Source organism: Xanthomonas cassavae CFBP 4642, assembly GCF_000454545.1.
GTDB classification, from domain to species: domain Bacteria; phylum Pseudomonadota; class Gammaproteobacteria; order Xanthomonadales; family Xanthomonadaceae; genus Xanthomonas; species Xanthomonas cassavae.
Window position 1 is genome coordinate 2128362 of the sequence record NZ_CM002139.1, and the last position, 18733, is coordinate 2147094.

Annotated in this window: 18 protein-coding genes, 2 tRNA genes and 2 pseudogenes; 6 read left to right on the top strand and 16 right to left on the bottom strand. The window is 66.5% G+C overall.

From position 1 onward, the window contains the following. The first annotated feature begins 368 nt into the window (after positions 1-368). A complete protein-coding gene (locus XCSCFBP4642_RS24490; RefSeq protein WP_033899056.1) occupies positions 369-2321 on the top strand; it encodes a methyl-accepting chemotaxis protein in 1953 nt (650 codons plus the stop codon). 355 nt (positions 2322-2676) lie between these two features. On the opposite strand, the gene XCSCFBP4642_RS0109630 is transcribed toward XCSCFBP4642_RS24490, so the two are convergent. Continuing rightward, positions 2677-3378, bottom strand: a complete 702-nt coding sequence (locus XCSCFBP4642_RS0109630; RefSeq protein WP_029219599.1) for a pirin family protein — start codon at positions 3376-3378, stop codon at positions 2677-2679. 135 nt (positions 3379-3513) lie between these two features. Between XCSCFBP4642_RS0109630 and XCSCFBP4642_RS0109635 the strand changes: the two genes are divergently transcribed. Next, positions 3514-4458, top strand: coding sequence for a LysR family transcriptional regulator (locus tag XCSCFBP4642_RS0109635; protein WP_029219600.1), 945 nt, complete (start codon positions 3514-3516; stop codon positions 4456-4458). A 44-nt stretch (positions 4459-4502) separates the two neighbouring features. Further along, on the top strand, positions 4503-5501 hold the full coding sequence (locus tag XCSCFBP4642_RS0109640; protein WP_029219601.1) for a DedA family protein/thiosulfate sulfurtransferase GlpE: 999 nt from the start codon (positions 4503-4505) through the stop codon (positions 5499-5501). 136 nt (positions 5502-5637) lie between these two features. On the opposite strand, the gene XCSCFBP4642_RS0109645 is transcribed toward XCSCFBP4642_RS0109640, so the two are convergent. The 10 genes and pseudogenes from XCSCFBP4642_RS0109645 to XCSCFBP4642_RS0109690 all read right to left on the bottom strand — a co-directional run bounded on the left by XCSCFBP4642_RS0109645 (position 5638) and on the right by XCSCFBP4642_RS0109690 (position 11679). Beyond that, positions 5638-5714 (bottom strand) — tRNA-Arg (locus tag XCSCFBP4642_RS0109645). A gap of 109 nt (positions 5715-5823) precedes the next feature. Beyond that, positions 5824-5900 (bottom strand) — tRNA-Arg (locus tag XCSCFBP4642_RS0109650). 40 nt (positions 5901-5940) lie between these two features. Continuing rightward, positions 5941-6682, bottom strand: a pseudogene (locus tag XCSCFBP4642_RS29985) (alpha/beta fold hydrolase). Further along, positions 6679-7488: a bifunctional hydroxymethylpyrimidine kinase/phosphomethylpyrimidine kinase gene (thiD, locus tag XCSCFBP4642_RS0109660; protein WP_029219602.1), complete on the bottom strand. Its 810-nt coding sequence runs from the start codon at positions 7486-7488 to the stop codon at positions 6679-6681. The pseudogene XCSCFBP4642_RS29985 and the gene thiD overlap by 4 nt, the downstream one beginning before the upstream one ends. Positions 7489-7525: 37 nt before the next feature. Next, positions 7526-8197: a YoaK family protein gene (locus XCSCFBP4642_RS0109665; protein WP_029219603.1), complete on the bottom strand. Its 672-nt coding sequence runs from the start codon at positions 8195-8197 to the stop codon at positions 7526-7528. Between the two features lie 6 nt (positions 8198-8203). Next, positions 8204-8686: a hypothetical protein gene (locus XCSCFBP4642_RS0109670; RefSeq protein WP_016904786.1), complete on the bottom strand. Its 483-nt coding sequence runs from the start codon at positions 8684-8686 to the stop codon at positions 8204-8206. Further along, positions 8686-10083, bottom strand: a complete 1398-nt coding sequence (locus tag XCSCFBP4642_RS0109675) for a PhoH family protein (RefSeq protein ID WP_029219604.1) — start codon at positions 10081-10083, stop codon at positions 8686-8688. Before XCSCFBP4642_RS0109675 ends, XCSCFBP4642_RS0109670 begins: the two co-directional genes overlap by 1 nt. 82 nt (positions 10084-10165) lie before the next feature. Continuing rightward, positions 10166-10648 carry a peroxiredoxin gene (locus tag XCSCFBP4642_RS0109680; protein ID WP_029219605.1) on the bottom strand — a complete coding sequence of 161 codons (483 nt, stop codon included), beginning with the start codon at positions 10646-10648 and terminating at the stop codon, positions 10166-10168. 39 nt (positions 10649-10687) lie between these two features. Next, a complete protein-coding gene (locus XCSCFBP4642_RS0109685) occupies positions 10688-11038 on the bottom strand; it encodes a ribonuclease E inhibitor RraB (RefSeq protein WP_029219606.1) in 351 nt (116 codons plus the stop codon). 14 nt (positions 11039-11052) lie between these two features. Beyond that, positions 11053-11679: a glycine cleavage system transcriptional repressor gene (locus XCSCFBP4642_RS0109690; protein WP_029219607.1), complete on the bottom strand. Its 627-nt coding sequence runs from the start codon at positions 11677-11679 to the stop codon at positions 11053-11055. Between the two features lie 92 nt (positions 11680-11771). Here XCSCFBP4642_RS0109690 and dapA point away from each other — a divergent pair, with 92 nt between their 5' ends. Both dapA and XCSCFBP4642_RS0109700 read left to right on the top strand, forming a co-directional pair. Next, on the top strand, positions 11772-12680 hold the full coding sequence (gene dapA, locus XCSCFBP4642_RS24500; protein WP_033898210.1) for a 4-hydroxy-tetrahydrodipicolinate synthase: 909 nt from the start codon (positions 11772-11774) through the stop codon (positions 12678-12680). 16 nt (positions 12681-12696) lie between these two features. After that, positions 12697-13215: a hypothetical protein gene (locus XCSCFBP4642_RS0109700; protein ID WP_029219608.1), complete on the top strand. Its 519-nt coding sequence runs from the start codon at positions 12697-12699 to the stop codon at positions 13213-13215. Between the two features lie 101 nt (positions 13216-13316). Here the strand turns inward: XCSCFBP4642_RS0109700 and fdxA are convergent, their stop codons facing one another. The 5 genes and pseudogenes from fdxA to XCSCFBP4642_RS0109725 all read right to left on the bottom strand — a co-directional run bounded on the left by fdxA (position 13317) and on the right by XCSCFBP4642_RS0109725 (position 17268). Next, a complete protein-coding gene (gene fdxA, locus XCSCFBP4642_RS0109705; RefSeq protein WP_006453280.1) occupies positions 13317-13640 on the bottom strand; it encodes a ferredoxin FdxA in 324 nt (107 codons plus the stop codon). 321 nt (positions 13641-13961) lie between these two features. Then, complete coding sequence (locus XCSCFBP4642_RS0109710; RefSeq protein WP_029219609.1) at positions 13962-14840, bottom strand: 2-dehydro-3-deoxygalactonokinase; 879 nt, start codon at positions 14838-14840, stop codon at positions 13962-13964. Continuing rightward, positions 14837-15748 carry an SMP-30/gluconolactonase/LRE family protein gene (locus XCSCFBP4642_RS0109715; RefSeq protein ID WP_029219610.1) on the bottom strand — a complete coding sequence of 304 codons (912 nt, stop codon included), beginning with the start codon at positions 15746-15748 and terminating at the stop codon, positions 14837-14839. Before XCSCFBP4642_RS0109715 ends, XCSCFBP4642_RS0109710 begins: the two co-directional genes overlap by 4 nt. Further along, positions 15742-16639 (bottom strand): annotated as a pseudogene (gene dgoD, locus XCSCFBP4642_RS24505) (galactonate dehydratase). The gene XCSCFBP4642_RS0109715 and the pseudogene dgoD overlap by 7 nt, the downstream one beginning before the upstream one ends. Continuing rightward, on the bottom strand, positions 16636-17268 hold the full coding sequence (locus XCSCFBP4642_RS0109725) for a 2-dehydro-3-deoxy-6-phosphogalactonate aldolase (protein ID WP_029219611.1): 633 nt from the start codon (positions 17266-17268) through the stop codon (positions 16636-16638). Before XCSCFBP4642_RS0109725 ends, dgoD begins: the two are co-directional and overlap by 4 nt. 415 nt (positions 17269-17683) lie before the next feature. Between XCSCFBP4642_RS0109725 and XCSCFBP4642_RS0109730 the strand changes: the two genes are divergently transcribed. Next, positions 17684-18655, top strand: coding sequence for a LysR family transcriptional regulator (locus XCSCFBP4642_RS0109730; protein ID WP_029219612.1), 972 nt, complete (start codon positions 17684-17686; stop codon positions 18653-18655). Positions 18656-18733 lie beyond the last annotated feature (78 nt).

Here is an 18733-nt window from a genome sequence, read left to right on the forward strand (position 1 = left end):
AGGAAGCGTCGACATTGCGAGCTTCGCTTGGCCTGCACAGCAGGGTGACTGGTGCCATCGTTGCTTCTGTGGCTGCAGTCGCTCAAGCGACGTTTGAAGGCGGGGTAATTGCTCCATGCCCATGACCCTGCTGCCGGCGTTGTCGTTCATGGCCACCGTCTGGTGACTTGCGTGTTCGCTTCTCCCTTCGCTGTCGCTGCACTCATCGCCTGGAGCACTGAGTGGTTCGGCTCGGTTGAAGGTTCCGGCATCTGATTCGCTCGGTGATACCGCGGGCGAACAGGTATCAAGTTGTGCGCACATGTGTCGCTAACGACGTAACCCATATCTCGGATTTCGACGCGATGCGCCTACCGCTGCTTGGACGCCTGTTCTCTTCCTCGAGTCGCGGCCTGCAGCACAAGGCCAATGCGGTAGACCGGGTGATGGCGGTGATCGAATTCGATCTGGATGGCCGCATCCTGGATGCGAACCAGAACTTCCTTTCGTTGATGGGATACCGGCTGGAGGAGGTGGTCGGCCAGCATCACCGAATGTTCGTCACCCCAAACGACTGCGACAGCGAAAGCTATCGCCAGTTCTGGGATGCGTTGCGCCGCGGGGACTTCAATGCCGGGCGCTTCTGCCGGGTGGACAAGCGTGGCCGCGAGGTCTGGATCAATGCCTCCTACAATCCCTTGCTCGATCGTTCGGGCAAGGCGTATCGCGTGGTGAAGTACGCCACCGACATCACCGAGCAGGTGCGCCAGACCGCCGATTTCGAGGGGCGGATCGACGCGATCGACAAGGTGATGGCCGTGATCGAGTTCTCGCTCGATGGCACGGTGCTCGATGCCAACCAGAATTTCCTGCAGGTCATGGGGTACCGGCTGGACGAGATCCGCGGCAAGCACCATGGCATGTTCGTGGATGCGGCCACGCGTCAGTCGGTGGCGTATCACGCGTTCTGGGAATCGCTCGGGCGCGGTGCGTTCGACGCCGGCCGCTACAAGCGCGTCGGCAAGAATGGCCAGGACGTCTGGATCCAGGCCTCCTACAACCCGGTGCTCGACGAGCACGGGCGGCCATACAAGGTGGTCAAGTACGCCACCGACGTGACCCGCCAGGTGATCGAATCGGCCGATGCGGATGGTCGCATCCAGGCCATCGACAAGGTGATGGGGGTGATCGAGTTCGATCTGGCGGGCCGGGTGCTGACTGCCAACGACAACTTCCTGGCGATCCTGGGCTATACGCCGGAGGAGGCGATCGGCCAGCATCATGGGATCTTCGTCGATGCGGCCTTTCGCGCGTCGGAGGACTACCGGCATTTCTGGGCGAAACTGGCGCGTGGCCAGTTCGACGCCGGGCGTTACCGCCGCCTGCGCAAGGATGGCAGCCCGGTGTGGATCCAGGCGTCCTATAACCCCATCCTGGATGTCTCCGGGCGGCCGTACAAGGTGGTCAAGTACGCTACCGATGTGACCGATCAGGTGCGCTCGGCCGAGCGCATGCGCGACCTCATGCGGCAGACCATGAGCATTGCGCAGAACGTGCAACGCGAATCGCACCATATTTCCGTCAGTAACCAGGAACTGGTCAAGCGCGTTTCTGCGCAGTCCGGCGCAGTGGCGCAGACCTCCAGCACCATCGATCAGCTGGCCGCCACTGTGCGCACCAACTCCGAGAACGCCGGCTCGGCGCAGCGTATGGCCGAAGAGTCTGCAGCAGTGGCGCGGCGCGGTGCCGATGTCATCGCCGCAGTGGTGCAGACCACCGCCGGCATACGTTCGGCCACCGACCGGATCGGGCAGATCATCGAGGTCATCGACGGCATCGCCTTCCAGACCAATATCCTGGCGCTCAACGCAGCCGTGGAGGCCGCGCGTGCCGGCGAACAGGGGCGTGGGTTTGCGGTCGTGGCCACCGAAGTGCGCAGCCTGGCGCAGCGCTGCAGCGTGTCGGCCAGGGAGATCCGCTCGTTGATCGACAATGCGACCGACCAGGTGGGCGATGGAACGCGGCTGGCCGAGCAGGCCGGTGTGGTGATGCAGGATCTGGTGACATCGGTGCTGCGCGTCACCGCGACGGTGGAACAGATTGCCGCTGCCAGCCATGAGCAGGCGCAGGATATTTCCACCGCCAACACTGCCTTGCAATCGATCGGCGTGCAGGCGCGTGACCAGGCGCAGATGGTGGATGACCTGGCGCGTTCGGCGCGCGTGCTGGAGGCCGATGCCGATGCGTTGTTCGCGCTGGTCAACGGCGATGCCGAGGGCGCCGTGCCGCAAGTCGCCAGTGCGGATGCCGCCGCGCAGCGGGTCCCCCCGCAGGCTGCATGACGCTGAGCGGCCTCGGTCTTGGTGTCGCGTCACCGACACGGCGCCGGAGCACTGCGCAAAGACAGGCCAATGGCCTGAAAGCCGGCATGGACGAATCGAGGCTTCACTCCATCCGCTCGGCCTGCCTGCGGGACGTGGGCGATCGGTCGCCTTCCCGGTACATCCAGCTCACGTGGTCGCCGCATCGCCACCGCCAATGCCGGGCGTGGGCGATGGCCGCAGGTCAGCGCAACCGCAAACGGCCAGGCAGGCCGGTGCCTGCGCAAGACAAGAAGACGGCGCCCCGCCGAAGCAAGGCGCCGCTCGTTCTCTGCTTCCCCCAGCTGTCGGCGAGGGGGGGGGCGCGTGTGTCCGGTTACTTGGGCAGATCGAATACCAGCACTTCGGCATCGCGTGCGTCGGCCAGGACGATCTGCGGCTCGCCGATGACCTGCGCCGCATCGCCGGCAGACAACACCTGCCCGTTGACGGTGAGGCTGCCGCGGGCCACTTGCACATAGCCGATGCGGCCTTCAGCCAGCGGTTGCTGCAGGCGGACGTCGCCATCGAGAATCGACGCATACAGCCGTGCATCCTGATGCAGGCGCAGCGAGCCATCGTCACCGCCCGGCGAGGCGATCAGGCGCAGCTGGTTGCGCTTGCTGTCGGTGTCGAAGTGCTTTTCTTCGTAGCTCGGCTCGATCCCGGCGCGTTCGGGCATCACCCAGATCTGCAGGAAGTGCACCGGCTCGCTGGCCGAATGATTGAACTCGCTGTGGGTGACGCCGCTGCCGGCGCTCATGCGCTGCACGTCGCCGTAGTGCAGGACCGACCCGGTGCCCATGCTGTCCTTGTGTTCCAGCGCGCCGCCCAGGACGTAGGAAATGATCTCCATGTCGCGGTGGGCGTGGGTGCCGAAGCCTTCGCCCGGGGTCACCTTGTCTTCGTTGATCACCCGCAGTGGGCCGATGCCCATGTGGCGCGGGTCGTGGTAGCTGGCGAAGGAAAAGGTATGGCGCGAGGACAGCCAACCATGCTCGGCGCGGCCACGGGTTTCGCTCTTGCGGACATTCAACATGCTGCTTCTCTTGGTAGATTCGAGTTGGCGCCGGGATGTGAATCGGTGTGCCAGCGGCTTGATGCGTAGTCTCCGCTTCTGCATGACGAAGAAAAAGCGAGTGGATTTGGCCAATATCATCGAAAAAATCGAACAATGAAAATCAGCCTGGAAGCGTTGCAGATTCTGGATGCGATCGACCGCCGTGGGTCATTCGCCGCCGCTGCCAAGGTGTTGTTCAAGGTGCCCTCGACCATCTCCTACACGGTGGCCAAGCTGGAAGAGGATCTGGGCGTGCAGCTGTTCGAGCGCTTTGGGCCGAAGGCGACCCCTACCCAGGCCGGGCGCGAACTGCTGCGCGAAGGCCGCCACCTGTTGCGTGCGGCGCAGGAGTTGGAAGTGCGGGTGCGGCGGGTGGCCTCGGGCTGGGAATCGGACTTTGCGATCGGGCTGGATGCGATCCTGCCTGCGGCACTGCTGCAGGCGCAGATCCTGGCGTTCTACCAGGTGGCCGACAGCACGCGGCTGCGGGTCCTGAGCGAATCGCTTTCAGGCGGTTGGGAGGCCTTGCTGGACCGGCGGGTGGACCTGATCGTGGCGGCAGGCGAGGGGCCAAGCGGTGGCGGCTATGTCGCCGAGCCGATCGGCAGTGTGCGGTTCGTGTTTGCGGTGGCGGCCGGCCATCCGTTGGCGGGCGCCCGCTTGCTGGGGCCGGCCGAGCTGGCCGACCACCGCGCGATCGCGGTGGCCGATTCGGCGCGGCGGTTGCTGCCGCGTACCGTGGGACTGTTGTCCGGGCGCGATGTGCTGACGGTACCGGACATGCACACCAAGCTGCTGCTGCAACTGGCCGGTGTGGGCTATGGCTTCCTGCCCGAGCCGTACGCGCGCGGTGCGTTGCAGGATGGTCGCTTGCAGGAGGTGCCGGTGGAGACGCGCAAGGCCGATGAAACCTTTTACCTGGCGTGGCGGCCGAGCGAGGAGGGCGAGGCCCTGAACTGGTGGCGCCAGGCGTTGCGTAGCGAGGGGCTGTTCGAGCACTGGTCGCAGTCGCTGGCCGAAACGTATCGTTCCGTTGCCGCCGGGCAGTCGCGCGGCTAGGCAAGCGCGGATAATGCCCGCTTGCCGTCGCGCAGGATCCCCGCATGCAAGGCTTGATCGAACAGTACGGATTGGCACTGGTGTTCGCCAACGTGCTGGCGTTGTCGCTCGGGCTGCCGGTCCCGGCACTGCCGACGTTGGTGCTGGTGGGCGCAGGCTACGCGCTGGCGGGCGGCAGCGATGCCTGGCTGGCAGGCCTGGCGGCGTGGGGTGTGTCGGTACTGGCAAGCCTGCTGGGTGATCTGGCCTGGTATCTGGCCGGCCGCCGCTTCGGCAACCGCACCTTGCAGTCGCTGTGCCGCCTGTCGTTGTCGCGCGACACCTGCATGAAGCAGACCGAGCGATTCTTCTCGCGCTGGGGCGTGCGCGTGCTGGCGGTGGCCAAGTTCGTGCCCGGCCTGTCGATGGTGTCGGTGCCGATGGCCGGTGCCAGCCAGGTACGGTTGGCGTTTCTGCGCTACGACGCGTTCGGCGCCGCCTTGTGGGCGCTGTCCGGCCTGAGCCTGGGGGCGCTGTTCGCCGATCAGGTGCAGGACGTGCTGGCGTTCCTGTCCGAGCTGGGGTCCGGCGCGGTGGTGGTGCTGGCGGCGCTGCTGGCCTGCTATGTCGGCTGGCGCTGGTGGCGGCGGCAGACCTTGCTGCGCTCGCTGGAGCACGCGCGTATCGCGGTGGACGAGCTGGTGCCGCTGCTGAATGGCGACGAAGCGCTACGGCCGACGGTGCTGGATATCCGTGCGCCGGGCCATCGCGATCTGCAGCCGTACACGATTCCCGGCGCGGTGTTTGCCGACGAGCGTCAGCTTGCGCAGATCCTGGCCAGCGTGCCGCGCGAGCGCAGTGTGGTGATTTATTGCGCGTGTCCGGACGAGGTGTCGGCGGCGTGGTTGGCCGGTCGGATGCGCGAGCGCGGATATCGCGACGTGCGGCCGTTGCTGGGTGGGCTGGATGCATGGCGCGACGCCGGGCATCCGGTGACCTCGCTGCTGCCGGTGGCGGTGGTTTCCCGGACCGATGTGCTGGGTGCGATGGCCTCGCCGCAGTGAGGCGCTGTTCTGCGGCGCGGGTGCTGATCTTGGCACTTGCTGCGTCGCGTTCGCCGCGTGGCAACAGCGCAGCCACGCCGTGCACTCGAACGACAGGCAAAAAAATGACCAGCAAGCTGGTCGTTTTCTTCAAGATTGGTGCGCCCGGAGAGATTCGAACTCCCGACCGCCTGGTTCGTAGCCAGGTACTCTATCCAACTGAGCTACGGGCGCATTATCTTGTTTTGACTTGCATTTCTGACTTGCAGATCCGTCGCGATGCGATCGGACCCCTGTAACTAAAAAGACAGCGGTTGAAGGCTGTCTCTTGTTGTTCTGAAGATGGTGCGCCCGGAGAGATTCGAACTCCCGACCGCCTGGTTCGTAGCCAGGTACTCTATCCAACTGAGCTACGGGCGCATCGTCAGGAGCGGAATTATGCGGATGCCCGGAGTCCTCGTCAATCCCTTTGTGACATTAGCTTGTCGCCACCCCCATCGCCAAGACGCCGCTGCAGCGCGGCGGCCACGGCGGCAGGCGTCTTCATCCATGCGAAGTGATCGCTGCGCGCGCCCAGTTGCGCATCGTCCAAGGCGACACGTTCGGCATGTGCCTGCGGCATTTTCTGCAGCAGGGCCTGCAAGGCGAAGGGCGGGCCGAAGCAGTCGCGTGCGAAGGTCACTGCGCTGATCGGCAGATCGAGTTGGCCCAGCGCCTGCTCGAGATCCCACGACGTGCCTGCCGCACGATAGCGATTGCTGCGACCGACCTGCGCCCAATCGGCGATCAGGCTGCGCGCCTCGGTGCCGCCAAACCCGAGGGCTCGCCCGTGCAGCACGCCTTGCGTGCGTGCCAGCCATGGCAGCAGCCGGAAGATCAGCGGCAGGCCGTAGCGCATCGGTACCGGAAAATTACGCCAGTACGGCGAGCCGCTGGCGACCAGCCACAGCTGTGCGATCCGGGCCGGCTGCAACGCGGCATGGCAGCAAGCCAGTTGGCCGCCCAGGCTATGACCGCCCAGCACGCACGGCAGCTGCGGGTCATGCAGGTCGAGCAGCGCGCGGCTGGTAGTGCCGCGCGGCACCGCCCAGTGCCGGCAGCCACAGCAGGCTGGCGATCGGCCGCGCCGGTGCGTGGCGCAGCACCTGCCAGGCATGTCCATCCGCGGCGGCCACGGCGAGCGTGCTGGCGTGCGCGCTCATGGGCTGGGCGCGGCGCCGAAATGGTCCAGTACCAGCACCTCGCCATGCCCCGGACTGTGGCCGAGGCGGATGGCGCGCGCGATGTAGTCGATGGCCGCTTCACAGGCGTTGAGCAGCGACAGGCCCTGGCACAGCTGTGCGGCAATGGCCGCCGACAGGCTGCAGCCGGTGCCGTGCGCATCCACCTGCAGGCGCGGATGCAAGAACACGTCCTGGGTGACGCCGTCATCGAAGCGATCGATCACCCGCGCGCCTTCGAGCAGATGGCCACCCTTGAGCAACACCGCCTGCGCGCCGAGGTCGAGCAGGGCGGCGGTGGCATGCTCGGCGGCATCGCTACCGTCGATACGGCGGCCGGTCAGCAGTTCGGCTTCGGGCGTATTGGGTGTGACCAGCGTGGCCAGCGGCAGCAGGCGCGTGCGCAGGGCCTCCAGCGCGGCGTCTTCGAGCAGGCGGGCGCCACTGGTGGACACCATCACCGGGTCGAGCACCACGAACGATGGACGGTGGATGTCGAGCAGATCGGCCACGCAATGGATGACCTCGGCGTTGGCGAGCATGCCGAGCTTGACCGCCTGAATCTCGAAGTCCGCAAAGCAGGCATCGATCTGCGCCCGCAGAAACGCGACCGGGGGGATATGCACGGCAGTGACGGCGCGGGTGTTCTGCGCGGTCAATGCGGCGATCGCCGACAAGCCGTGCACGCGGTGCGCGGCAAAGGTCTTGAGGTCGGCCTGGATGCCGGCACCACCGCCGGAATCGGAGCCGGCGATGGTCAGGGCGGACAGCGTGCTGGACGTGGTCATGGGGGGATTCTGCACTGCTGCCTGGCGGATGTGCGGATCAGCGCGTGCGCCAGCGACGCCATTGCAGGTAGCCAACGTAGCCGGCACCGGTCACTCCGGTGAGGCCGGCCGGCAGGTAGAGCGCGTCGTAGTGCCAGCGCTGGAACAGCCAGGTGCCGAGCATGCTGCCGCCGAGAAAGCCGCCGATGATCAGCCCGCTCAGCGTGAGCCGGCGCACCTGCAGCGGGCGCCCGCGCAGCAGATGTCCCAGGCCGATGCCCAGGTCGGTGAACATGCCGCTCAGATGGGTGGTGCGGACCGCCGCGCCGCTGAGGGTGGTGGCCATGGCGTTCTGCAGGCCGCAGGCGCCTGCGGCGACCAGCGCGCCGCCGACATGATGCAGCTTGAACAGCGGGATTGCGGCCAGCAACAGCAGCGCCTCGAGCAGCAGCGCCGCGCCGTAGCGCTGTCCCAGCCGCAGGACATCGTCCTGGATGATCAGGCCGCTGAGCATGGCGCCTGCGCAGAACGCGATCAGGATGCCCCAGAGAAAGCCGATCTCCGGTGCGCTGTTCTGCACCAGGGCCACGCCGAGCAGGCTGGTGGTGCCGGTGAGGTGGCTGACCACCTGATGCTCGGAGCCCAGGTAGCCGACCACGTTGACCATGCCGGCCACGCCCGACAACGCCACCGCGCCGATCCAGACCCAGCGCGGCAGCAGGATTCCCATCGCCGGTCAGGGCGTACCGTTGACGGCGATCTGCGAGAACGCGCCGGTTTGCGGATCGTACAGCGCCCCCCAGAAGGCACTGCCGCCATCGCACACCCGGATCGCTTCCTTGGCCGGTTTCACCGGCGGATCGTTCGGGAGTTTGAAGGCGTTGATGTAGATCAGCTGCTGGCCCTGGACCACCACGCCCACGTACTGGCGATCGAAATCGCGCGGCTCGGGGATGGTCGGCGTCAAGGCATCCTGCCTGGATTCGAGCTGTTCGATCTGCTGCTGGCTCGGTGTCCAGTAGCCGGTGACCTGGCCCGGATGCCGCGCCGGGCTGTCGCGCGAGCAGGTGTCCAGCACCTGCTCGGCGATGCCCTGGCGGGTGATGACCCAGGACTGCCCGTTCTTGAGGTTGGTCGGCACGCTCGCTGGCGGCGGCGCGGTCGCGCAGCCGGCCAGTGCCATCACGGCGAGTGCCGCCGCGCCGCGCAGCCTGTGCATCACAGCACCTCCGAGGCGAAGTCGGCCAGACGCGAGCGTTCGCCACGGCGCAGCGTGATATGCGCGCTGTGCGGCCAGGCCTTGAAGCGGTCCACTGCGTAGGTCAGGCCGGAGGTGGTTTCGGTGAGGTAGGGCGTGTCGATTTGTTCGACGTTGCCCAGGCACACGATCTTGGTGCCGGGGCCGGCACGGGTGATCAGCGTCTTCATCTGCTTGGGGGTGAGGTTCTGCGCCTCATCCAGGATCAGGTAGCGCGACAGAAAAGTGCGCCCGCGCATGAAGTTCATCGAGCGGATCTTGATGCGGCTGGCGAGCAGGTCGTTGGTGGCCGCACGCCCCCAGGCGCCGCCGTCCTGGTTGTGGGTGAGCACTTCCAGGTTGTCGGTCAGTGCGCCCATCCACGGGGTCATCTTTTCTTCTTCGGTGCCTGGCAGGAAGCCGATGTCTTCGCCGACGCTGACCGTGGCGCGGGTCATGATGATTTCGCGGTAGCGCTGCTGGTCCATGGTCTGGGCCAGGCCGGCAGCCAGCGCGAGCAAGGTCTTGCCGGTGCCCGCGGTGCCGAGCAGGGTGACGAAGTCGATCTCCGGATCCATCAAGGCATTGAGCGCAAAATTCTGCTCACGGTTACGCGCCGCAATGCCCCACACCGCGTGCTGGGTGTTGCGGAAGTCGTCGACCAGGCACAGCGTGGCCTTGCCGCCGCCGACCCGCGCCACCCGCAGTTCCACCTCGTCGTCGCCCGGCAGGTACAGGTACTGACTGGGATACCAGTCCTCGTCCTCGGCCAGCACGATCTCGTAATGGGTGCGGCCGCGCTCGTTCCAGCTGCGCAGGTCTTCGTTGTGCTTCTGCCAGAAATCCTCCGGCAGTTCGATCGCACCGGTGAACAGCAGGCTGAAATCGTCCAGCGCGCGGTCGTTCTGGTAGTCCTCGGCGACCAGGCCGCTGATATAAGCCTTGATGCGCAGGTTGATGTCCTTGGACACCAGGATGACCGGTACGTCCGGATTTTCTTCGCGCAGCGCCAGCACCGAGGCCAGGATCTTGTTGTCCGGCAGCATCGCGCCGAAGGTGCGGCCCGGCTCGATCGGGTGGATCTGGAAATACAGCCGGCCGATCGCGGCCTGGCCCTTGAGCTGGATGCCTTGCGGATGGCTCAGCAGGATGCCGGCCTGGATCTGCTCGGCATTGGTGTTTTCCAGCAGTTCGTCCAGGAAGCGGCTGACCTGGCGCGCGTTGCGGCTGACTTCGGAGGTGCCCTTTTTGGCGTTGTCCAGCTCCTCGATCACCTGCATCGGCAGGAACACATCGTGTTCCTCGAACTTGAACAGCGCGGTGGGATCGTGCATCAGCACGTTGGTGTCCAGCACGTAGATGCGCTTGCCTCGGGTCATTGGGTCTTCCAAGTGATGGAGCAGGGGCGAGCCATCACGCCTGCCGGGGCAGGGTGATGGAGGACGCGGGAAGCGAGGGGTGTCACTGTTCGGCGTGCGCCTTCAACGCGGCCAGCACGGCGTCGGCATGGCCGGCCACCTTGACCTTGCGCCATTCCTGCACGATGCGCCCCTCGGGCGAGAGCAGGAAGGTGCTGCGCTCGATGCCGAGCACCTGCTTGCCGTACATGTTCTTTTCCTTGATCACGTCGAAGGCGCGGCACAGGGCCTCGTCGCCATCGCTGACCAGCGGGAAGGCAAATCCCTGCTTGGCGCAGAAGTTGTCGTGCGACTTCACCGAGTCGCGCGAGACGCCCAGCACTGCGGCGCCGGCCTTCTTGAACTGCGGCAGCAATGCGTTGAAGTCCAGGCCTTCGGTGGTGCAGCCGGGGGTGCTGTCCTTGGGATAGAAGTAGATCACCAGCCACTTGCCGGCCTGGTCGCGCAGGCTGGTCTGGGTGCCGCCGGACAAGGCCAGCGGCAGGTCGAGGGTTGCGGCAGGAAGTTCGGTTGCAGCGTCGGTCATCGTTGCTCGGCCTGAAGGGGAGAGGCGGTCAGCGGCCGATCAGGCCGGCCCGACGTCCATCCCATCATAAGCAGCCACATGGAAACGGTTGGCGAGCGCGTCGAACTGCGCATTGCGCTGATTCAGCGATTCCAGCGTGTGATGTTCGCGCTTGTCCACATGCAGGAAGTACGACTCTTCATCGTCGCCATCGTCTTCGTCGCGTTCGCCGAGGAAGATGTCGATGACGCGGTAGCCGTCCTTGGTCAGCTGTTCGGCGAGCTGTTGCAGCGGTTGTTGCGCCGGGTCGGCGAAGAAATATTCCCAGCGCAGCGGGCCGTCCAGATTCCAGTCGGTCTCGGAGCGGATGTGGTCGAACATCTGTTTCAGCGCGGACATCGCGATGGCCATGGAGAACTCCTGCCTCAGAACTTCATCGGGTCCATGATCGCGTCGAGATTGAGGTGATCACAGAATTCCAGGAAATCATCGCGCAAGGCGGCGATGTGCATGTTGGCCGGCACGCCGATGGTCACCTGCGCCGAGAACATCTCCGCGCCGGTCTGCATCGCGCGGTAACGGGTGCTCTGCAGGTTTTCGATGGTGATGCCCTGGCGGTCGAAGAAGTCGGCCAGCTGGAACAGGATGCCGGGCTTGTCGGCGGCGATCACCTCGACGATGTACGGCAGCAGGTTGGACTGCGCCTGCTTGGGCCCGGTGCGGTACCACACCAGCTTCAGGCCTTCCTCGCGTTCGAGCCGGGTCAGCATGGCTTCGAGCTTGGCGACCGAATCCCAGGAGCCGGTGGCCAGTGCGGTGACCGAGACATCGCGCCCCACCGTGGCCAGGCGGGCGTCCACGAGATTGCAGCCGCTGTCGGCGATGCGGCGGGTGACGGGCAACAGGGGGGACTCCGGATGCGTCGTGTAGGCGTTGATCAGGAGGTGGTTTTCGGTCGGCGAAGGCCGGGGAGTCGAGTCGGTCAAAGGGGCTTCCGGCATTGCATCAGGCTGAATGGCCGCCGGGGCAGTCGCCCTGGCGGTGACCAGCATACTTGCCCGTGCTTTCGCGCCGCAAGTAACATGCAGGCGGTTTCAACCCGCGTGCGCGCGGGCCTTTCCTGTCACGTAAGAGCAGCAGAATCTTGTCCCTTTCCGGCATCATCACCGCGCTGGCAACCCCCTTCGGTCCCGATGGCGCACTCGACCTGGATGCCTGGCGGCGGCTGCTGGAGCAGCAGCTGCACGGTGGCGTGCAGGGAGTCGTGGTCGCCGGCTCCACCGGCGAAGCGGCCGCCCTGAGCGACGACGAATACGACACGCTGCTGCGCGCAGCGGTGGCCCAGGTGGCCGGCCGCGTGCCGGTGCTGGCCGGTACCGGCCTGTCCGGCACGGCCAAGACCATCGCGCAGACGCGGCGCGCCGCGGCGCTGGGCGCGCAGTACGCGCTGGTGGTGACGCCGCCGTACGTGCGCCCGACCCAGGCCGGATTGAAAGCGCATTTTGAGGCGGTTGCCGATCAGGGCGGGCTGCCGGTGGTGCTGTACAACGTGCCGGGCCGCACCGGTTGCGACCTGCTGCCGGAGACGGTGGCCGAGCTGGTGTGGCATCCGAATATCGTCGGCATCAAGGAAGCCCGCAGCGAATCCGAGCGCGTGGCCGCGCTGGTTGCGCTGCGCAGTGCCTCCTTCGTGATGCTCAGCGGCGACGACGGCAGTGCAGCGCAGGCGATGCTGGCCGGCGCCGATGGCCTGGTCTCGGTGGCGTCCAATGCCTTGCCCTCGGCCTACCGGCGCCTGTGCGATCTGGCGCGGAACGGCCAGCGCGAGGCCGCCCTGGCCTGGGACGCACGCCTGAGCGAATACCACAGCTTCTGCGGGATCGAATCCAATCCCATCCCGGTCAAGGCGCTGCTGCAGCGCGCCGGGATCGGGCACGGCCTGCGCCTGCCGCTGCTGCCACTTTCTGCGGCGCACCAGCCTGCCGCCGACCGCCTTGCCGCCGACGCCGCTGCGTTGGAAGCGCTTTCCAGCCGCGAAATGCTCGCGGCCTGACCCAGGAGATCTATCGATGCGTCATTCCGTTTCCCCCGTCCGCGTGCTGTCGCTTGCGTTGCTGGCGACCGCCACTGTCGCCGCCACGAGCGGTTGCAGCTGGTTCCACAAGGGCGCGCGCGGTGACTATGCGCTGGCGCCGGAAGCCCGTCCGCTGGAAGTGCCGCCGGACCTGAACCTGCCCGACACCTCCGGTGCGATGAAGGTGCCGACCCTGGCCTCCACCACGCAGCAGAACAGCAACATGCCGCCGTCGGCGAGCGCCAACAGCGGTTTCACCGTGCCGGGCGAGCGCGACGAGGTGTTTGCCAAGGTGGGCGCGGCGCTGGCCGATATTCCGGGCCTGACCATCGCCAGCAAGGCGCAGATGCTCGGCTCCTACGACGTGAGCTACGAGGGTTCCAGCTTCCTGGTGCGCGTGGTCAAGGTCGACGCGGGCAGCTATGTGTCGGCGGTGGACCCGCGCGGCATGCCGGCCACGGCGGCAGCGCCGGTGGCGGTGATCTCCTCGCTGAAGAGCAAGCTCGGCGGCTGAGTGGTTGCAGCACGGCCGGACAGCAAAACGGGCGCCTGAGGCGCCCGTTTTCTTTTGCAATGCTTGCGGTGAGGGGCTGGCAGAGTACGCCGACGGCGGCCTCAGCGCTGCAGCAGCGGCAGCTTGTTCGGCTTGCCATCCCACTCGGCGGCATCGGGCAGTGGTTCCTGGCGCACGGTCAGCACCGGCCAGGCCTTGGCGAGCTCGGCGTTGAGCGCAACGAAACCTTCCTGGCCAGCCGGCACGTCGTCTTCCGGGTAGATCGCGTTGGCCGGGCATTCCGGCTCGCACAGGGTGCAGTCAATGCACTCGTCCGGGTCGATGACCAGAAAGTTCGGGCCGACGTGGAAGCAATCCACCGGGCAGACCTCGACGCAGTCGGTGTATTTGCACTTGATGCAGTTTTCGGTGACAACAAAAGGCATGGCGAAATCCGGCGTTTAGCCTGTCGATTCTAAAGCAGTCGGGGGATGGGTGTGGAGTTGGTGATCTTGAATCCCTCTCCCGCCGGGAGAGGGGCTTTCAGTTCCTTCTCCCTTCGGGAGTAAGGTGGCGCGCAGCGCCGGATGAGGGGCGCCTCGGACGTTGTCGCCGCCTGCGACGTCAAACACGTCGCCACGCGTCTTCGCAAGTGACATACCAAGTGGGGTCGTGGCTTCGCCCCGTACCCTCATCCCGATCCGCGCTTTGCGCCGGCCCACGCGTGCGGCGCGTGCTTTCTCGCCCCGGCGGGAGAGAGGCTTACCTCAAACCAGCCCGCGCTGTCTGGCCAGCGCGAACAACCCTGTCGCAGCCAGATCTTCCGGGTGCAACTGGCTGTCAACACCGACATGCTGCAACGCCAGCGCGTAGCGCTGCGCCAGCGCAGGGCTGCCGACCAGGTGCACGGTGGCGTGCGTGCCGCGGTGCTCGCGTAGCTCGTGGCCGATCAACAGGCCGGACAGGTACGAGGGCAGGGCCTGCGCGTCCAGGCGGTCGAACAGGCCCAGCGTGCGGGTGCCGAACAGGTGGTGGCTGAGCCCGCCCGGTCCGGCGCTGCGTTCGATGCCGAGCAGGAACGCGGGCGCGTCGAGCTCGGCGTGGGCGTCGGGGATCAGCTTGCCGAGGATGCTGTGCTGGCACAGCACTGCATACAGTTCGCCGGTCATGACGGTGGCGAAGTCGGTCAGCTGGCCGTCGGCGAGCGTGGCCCATTTGCTGTGCGTGCCCGGCAGGCAGGCCACGTGATCGCCCTGGCCCAGGCTGGCGAGCAGGCCGACCAGCTGGGTCTCCTCACCGCGCATCACGTCGGGCACGCCGGTCCGCTCGCCGGTGCTGACGCCGGGCACGAACCACAGCGTGCGGCCGGGCAGCAGGTCGTCGTAGCGGCGCATGGCCGCTGCCAGGGCCGCAGCGTCGGTGGGGCAGGGCAGGTAGGCCTGTTCGACCCAGCCATTGCGGCTGCCGATCATGCCCGACAGCAGTACCGGGCCCTCCCAGCCATCGATCAATGCGCTCAACACGTCGGCGAAGCGTCCCTGGCAGGCGAGGATGCCGTCGCTGCCGCGACGCTGTTCCAGCACGGTGCCGCTCGCGTCGAGCAGGTAGGCGCGCAGGCTGCTGGTCCCCCAGTCGACGGCGATCATGCGCTGGTCACCCGGCTTTCGGGCAGGCCGGCGATGGCGAGGTCGCACACGAACAGGCTGCCGGCTTCGGGCATGCGCGCGAGTTCTTCGGCGCTATGGTCCAGGCGCGAGGAGATCACGTGCAGGCGATCCAGCGCCGCGCCGCCGAACGCGCTGCAGGTGGGGTGCTTGATCGGCAATTGCACGATGCGCTCCACGCTGCCGTCGGGGCGGTAACGCACCACGCGGCAGGCGCGCCACTGCGCATTCCACAGGTGGCCTTCGCTGTCGATGATCGAGCCATCCGGTTCGGCGTCGTCGCGATCCAGGGTGGTGAACACGCGCGTGTTGCTGGTCTGCGCCGTCTCCGGGTCGTAATCGCAGCACAGGATCTGCGGGCGCACCGAATCGCAGTAGTACAAGGTGCGGCCGTCGAGGCTGAAGCAGATCGAGTTGGGAATGGACACACCCGGCAACGGCAGCGCACGCAAGCCGTGCCGCAGCGAAAACTGGTAGAACGCGCCGCGTGCGGCCTTGCTGTCGTGTTCGTCCATGGTGCCGAACACCAGATTGCCATGCCGGTCGACGCGGCCATCGTTGCTGCGGGTGAGCGGGTTGTCCGCCTCCACATCGGCCAGTTTTTCGAATGGCAGCGCGTCGGCGTCCGTATTGTCCGGATCGACCACCCCAACTGTCTTGGCCAACGCGACCAGCACGCGGCCATCGTCCATCAGGCCCAGGCAGCCCGGTCGATCGGGCAGTGTCCAGTAGCGCGATTGCGCCGTGGCCGGATGATGCCGCCACAGGCGCTTTTCAACGATGTCGACCCAGTACAGCGCCTGGCGCTGTTGGCACCAGATCACGCCTTCGCCGTGCGTGCAGCGGCTGTCGACCGCCAGCGCGGCGGTGTGTTCGGGCGTGCTCACCATTCGGCGATGCTGCCATCGGCGTGACGCCACACCGGGTTACGCCAGTCCGGCGGATTTTCGTTGGCGCGCTTGAGCATGGCTTCGTCGATCTCCACACCGAGCCCAGGCTTGGGCAGGGCAGCGATACTGCCATCCGATGCCGCCGGCGCACAGCACGTTCTTGAATTCGAAGCGCGAGAACATGCGCTCGCCGGCCGCCAGCGGAATCGAGGTGCTCGCGGCCAGGCGCGGGTAGTACTCGGCCTGCTCGGCCAGCACCGGTTCCTCGACGAACAGCGGCTTGAACGGCTCCAGCTCGCGCAGCAGCGCCTTGGCCATCGGCGCGCCGACGCGGCCGTGGAAGTCGATGCCGAAATCGATGGCGTTGCCGAAGGTTTCGCGGATTTCGGCGACCTTGACCACCGCCGCATCGACTGCGCGCGCACTGTCGATCAGCTTCATTTCCTCGGTGCCGTTGAACTTGAAGGTGTCAAAGCCCAGCGCGCGGTAGTCGGTAATCTGCTGGATGATGGCGCCGGGGCGGTCGCCGCCGACCCAGCGGTAGGTCTTCATGCGATCGCGTACCAGCCCGCCCAGCAGCTCGTACACCGGCACGCCCAGCGCCTTGCCCTTGATGTCCCACAGCGCCTGGTCGATACCGGCGATGGCGCTCATCAGGATGGCACCGCCGCGATAGAAGCCGGCGCGGTACATGGTCTGCCACAGGTCGTTGATGCGTGCCGGATCCTTGCCGACGATGTAGCCGGCCAGTTCGTGCACGGCCGCTTCCACGCTGCGCGCGCGGCCTTCGATGACCGGCTCGCCCCAACCGGTGATGCCCTCGTCGGTTTCGACCTTGAGGAACAGCCAGCGCGGTGCAGCGTGGTAGGTGGTGAGGCGGGTGATCTTCATCCTTGCAGTTCCTGGTAGGCCTGCACGAACATGCGTGCATGCGTCTGGGTTGTTTCGAGGGATTGGCCGGGCTTGTACAGTTCGCCGCCGATGCCCGCACCGGCAGCGCCCTGGGCGATGAAGCCGGCCAGAGTCTGCGGGCTGACGCCGCCGACCACGTAGACCGGGATGTGGGTGGGCAGCACCGAGCGCAGGGCGCGCACATGCGCCGCGCCATAGGTGGCTGCCGGAAACAGCTTCAGGATGGTGGCACCGGCGTCGATGGCGTCGAAGGCCTCGCTGGCGGTGGCAAAGCCGGCCACCACGGTCAGCCCGCGCGCCACTGCATGGCGGATCAGGCTGGGGCGCGTATTCGGGGTGACGATGAAGCGCGCACCGATCTCGGCCAGGGTGTCCACGTCTTCGTTGCGCAGTACGGTGCCGGCACCGATCCAGGCGCGTTCGCCATAGGTCTGCTGGGCCAGGGCGATGCTTTGCTCCCAGCGCGGCGAATTGAGCGGAATCTCGATCGCATCGAAGCCGGTGTCGATCAGCGCGCCGACATGGTCGGGCGTCTCTTCCGGCGTGATGCCACGCAGGATGGCGATCAGCGGTAGGGCGAACAGGCTGGCGGTGGTGTCTGAGGTCATGCGGTTACTCGCGATAGAGCGGAAAGCGGCCGTTGGCGACCGAGTGGCCGGCAACGTCGGGGGAGCTTGCGCAACTGCGCAGACGACAGGTTGCCGCCAATGCGCAATCCGGGGAGAAAAACGAAGTGCAGTGGCAGCGCCGCGATGCAATGCCGATGGGCATGCCCGGCATGCACACGCATGCCGCTACGGCCCGCAAGTGGCCGGCAAGTTGCGGTCATCGTCGTCCACCTCCGCGTTCATGGCGTGCGTGTTATCGCCTGGTCGAGGCGGGTCACGTCTGTTCTGGCCGCGCCCGGGAGGTAGGGGCTCCTGCTGCGGCGAGCGCTAGCCTCGCGCGGTGAGATATGTGCTGCAAATGAAATTTTCGGCATATTCTATTCCTCCGACGAATACACGGCCGCAACCGCACCCCATGGCAAATTCCGGTACTCCCTGGTTCAACGCAGCCCGCCTGAAAACCCGTCAACTCTTGCTGCTGCTGCATCTGCACGAACAGCGCTCGGTACTGCGCGCGGCCGAGGCCGCCAGCATGACGCAACCGGCCGCCTCCAAGCTGCTGGCCGAGATGGAAGAGATGCTGGGGGTGAAACTGTTCGAGCGGCATGCCCGCGGTGTCGAGCCGACCTGGTACGGGCATGTGCTGATCCGGCGCGCGCGCGCGGCGATGTCGGAGATCGGCCGTGCCCAGGAAGAAATTGCGGCGCTGCGTGCCGGGCGGATGGGGCAGGCGTCGATCGGCACCGTGGTCAACCCGGGGACCAATCTGGTGCCGCAGGCCATTGCCGAGGTCAAGCGCGAGTTTCCGGACATCCTGGTGCGGGTGGAGATGGACTACAGCCGTCCGCTGGTGGCCAAGTTGCTGGATGGCCAGTTGGACATCGTGATTGGCCGCATTCTGGGGCCGGAAGGGGTGGGCGAGCTGGAGTTCGAGCCGCTGGCCGACGAGCCGCATTCGGTGATCGCGCGTGCCGGCCACCCGCTGGCCAGCCGCGCCGGCCTGCAGCATGCGGACCTGGTGCGACATGGCTGGATCCTGCCACCGGCCGACAGCGTGCTGCGCGCGCGGCTGGACTCGATGTTCATGGAGCACGGCGTACAGACGCCAACCAATGCCATCGAAACCTCGTCGCTGCCGGTCACCTCCACGCTGCTGCGCGGCACCGACATGCTGACCGCCTTGCCGGTGGAGTCGGTGGCGCCGCTGATCCAGGCCAAGCTGCTGACCGTGCTGCCGATCGAGCTGGGCGTGCGGATGGAGTCGTTCGGCATCATCCGTCGGCGCGATTACATCCTCCCGCCGGGTGCCGAGCGCATCTTGCAGGCGCTGCGCACCACTGCCAGGCGGCTGTACCCGGCCCTGCGCGGGCCGGAATCCCTTGCTTAACAGACTCTTCCATTTCTATTCCGTGGGGTAATACCAGTCTGTGAATTTTTCATTGGCTGGCGCTAGACCGTGCGCCTA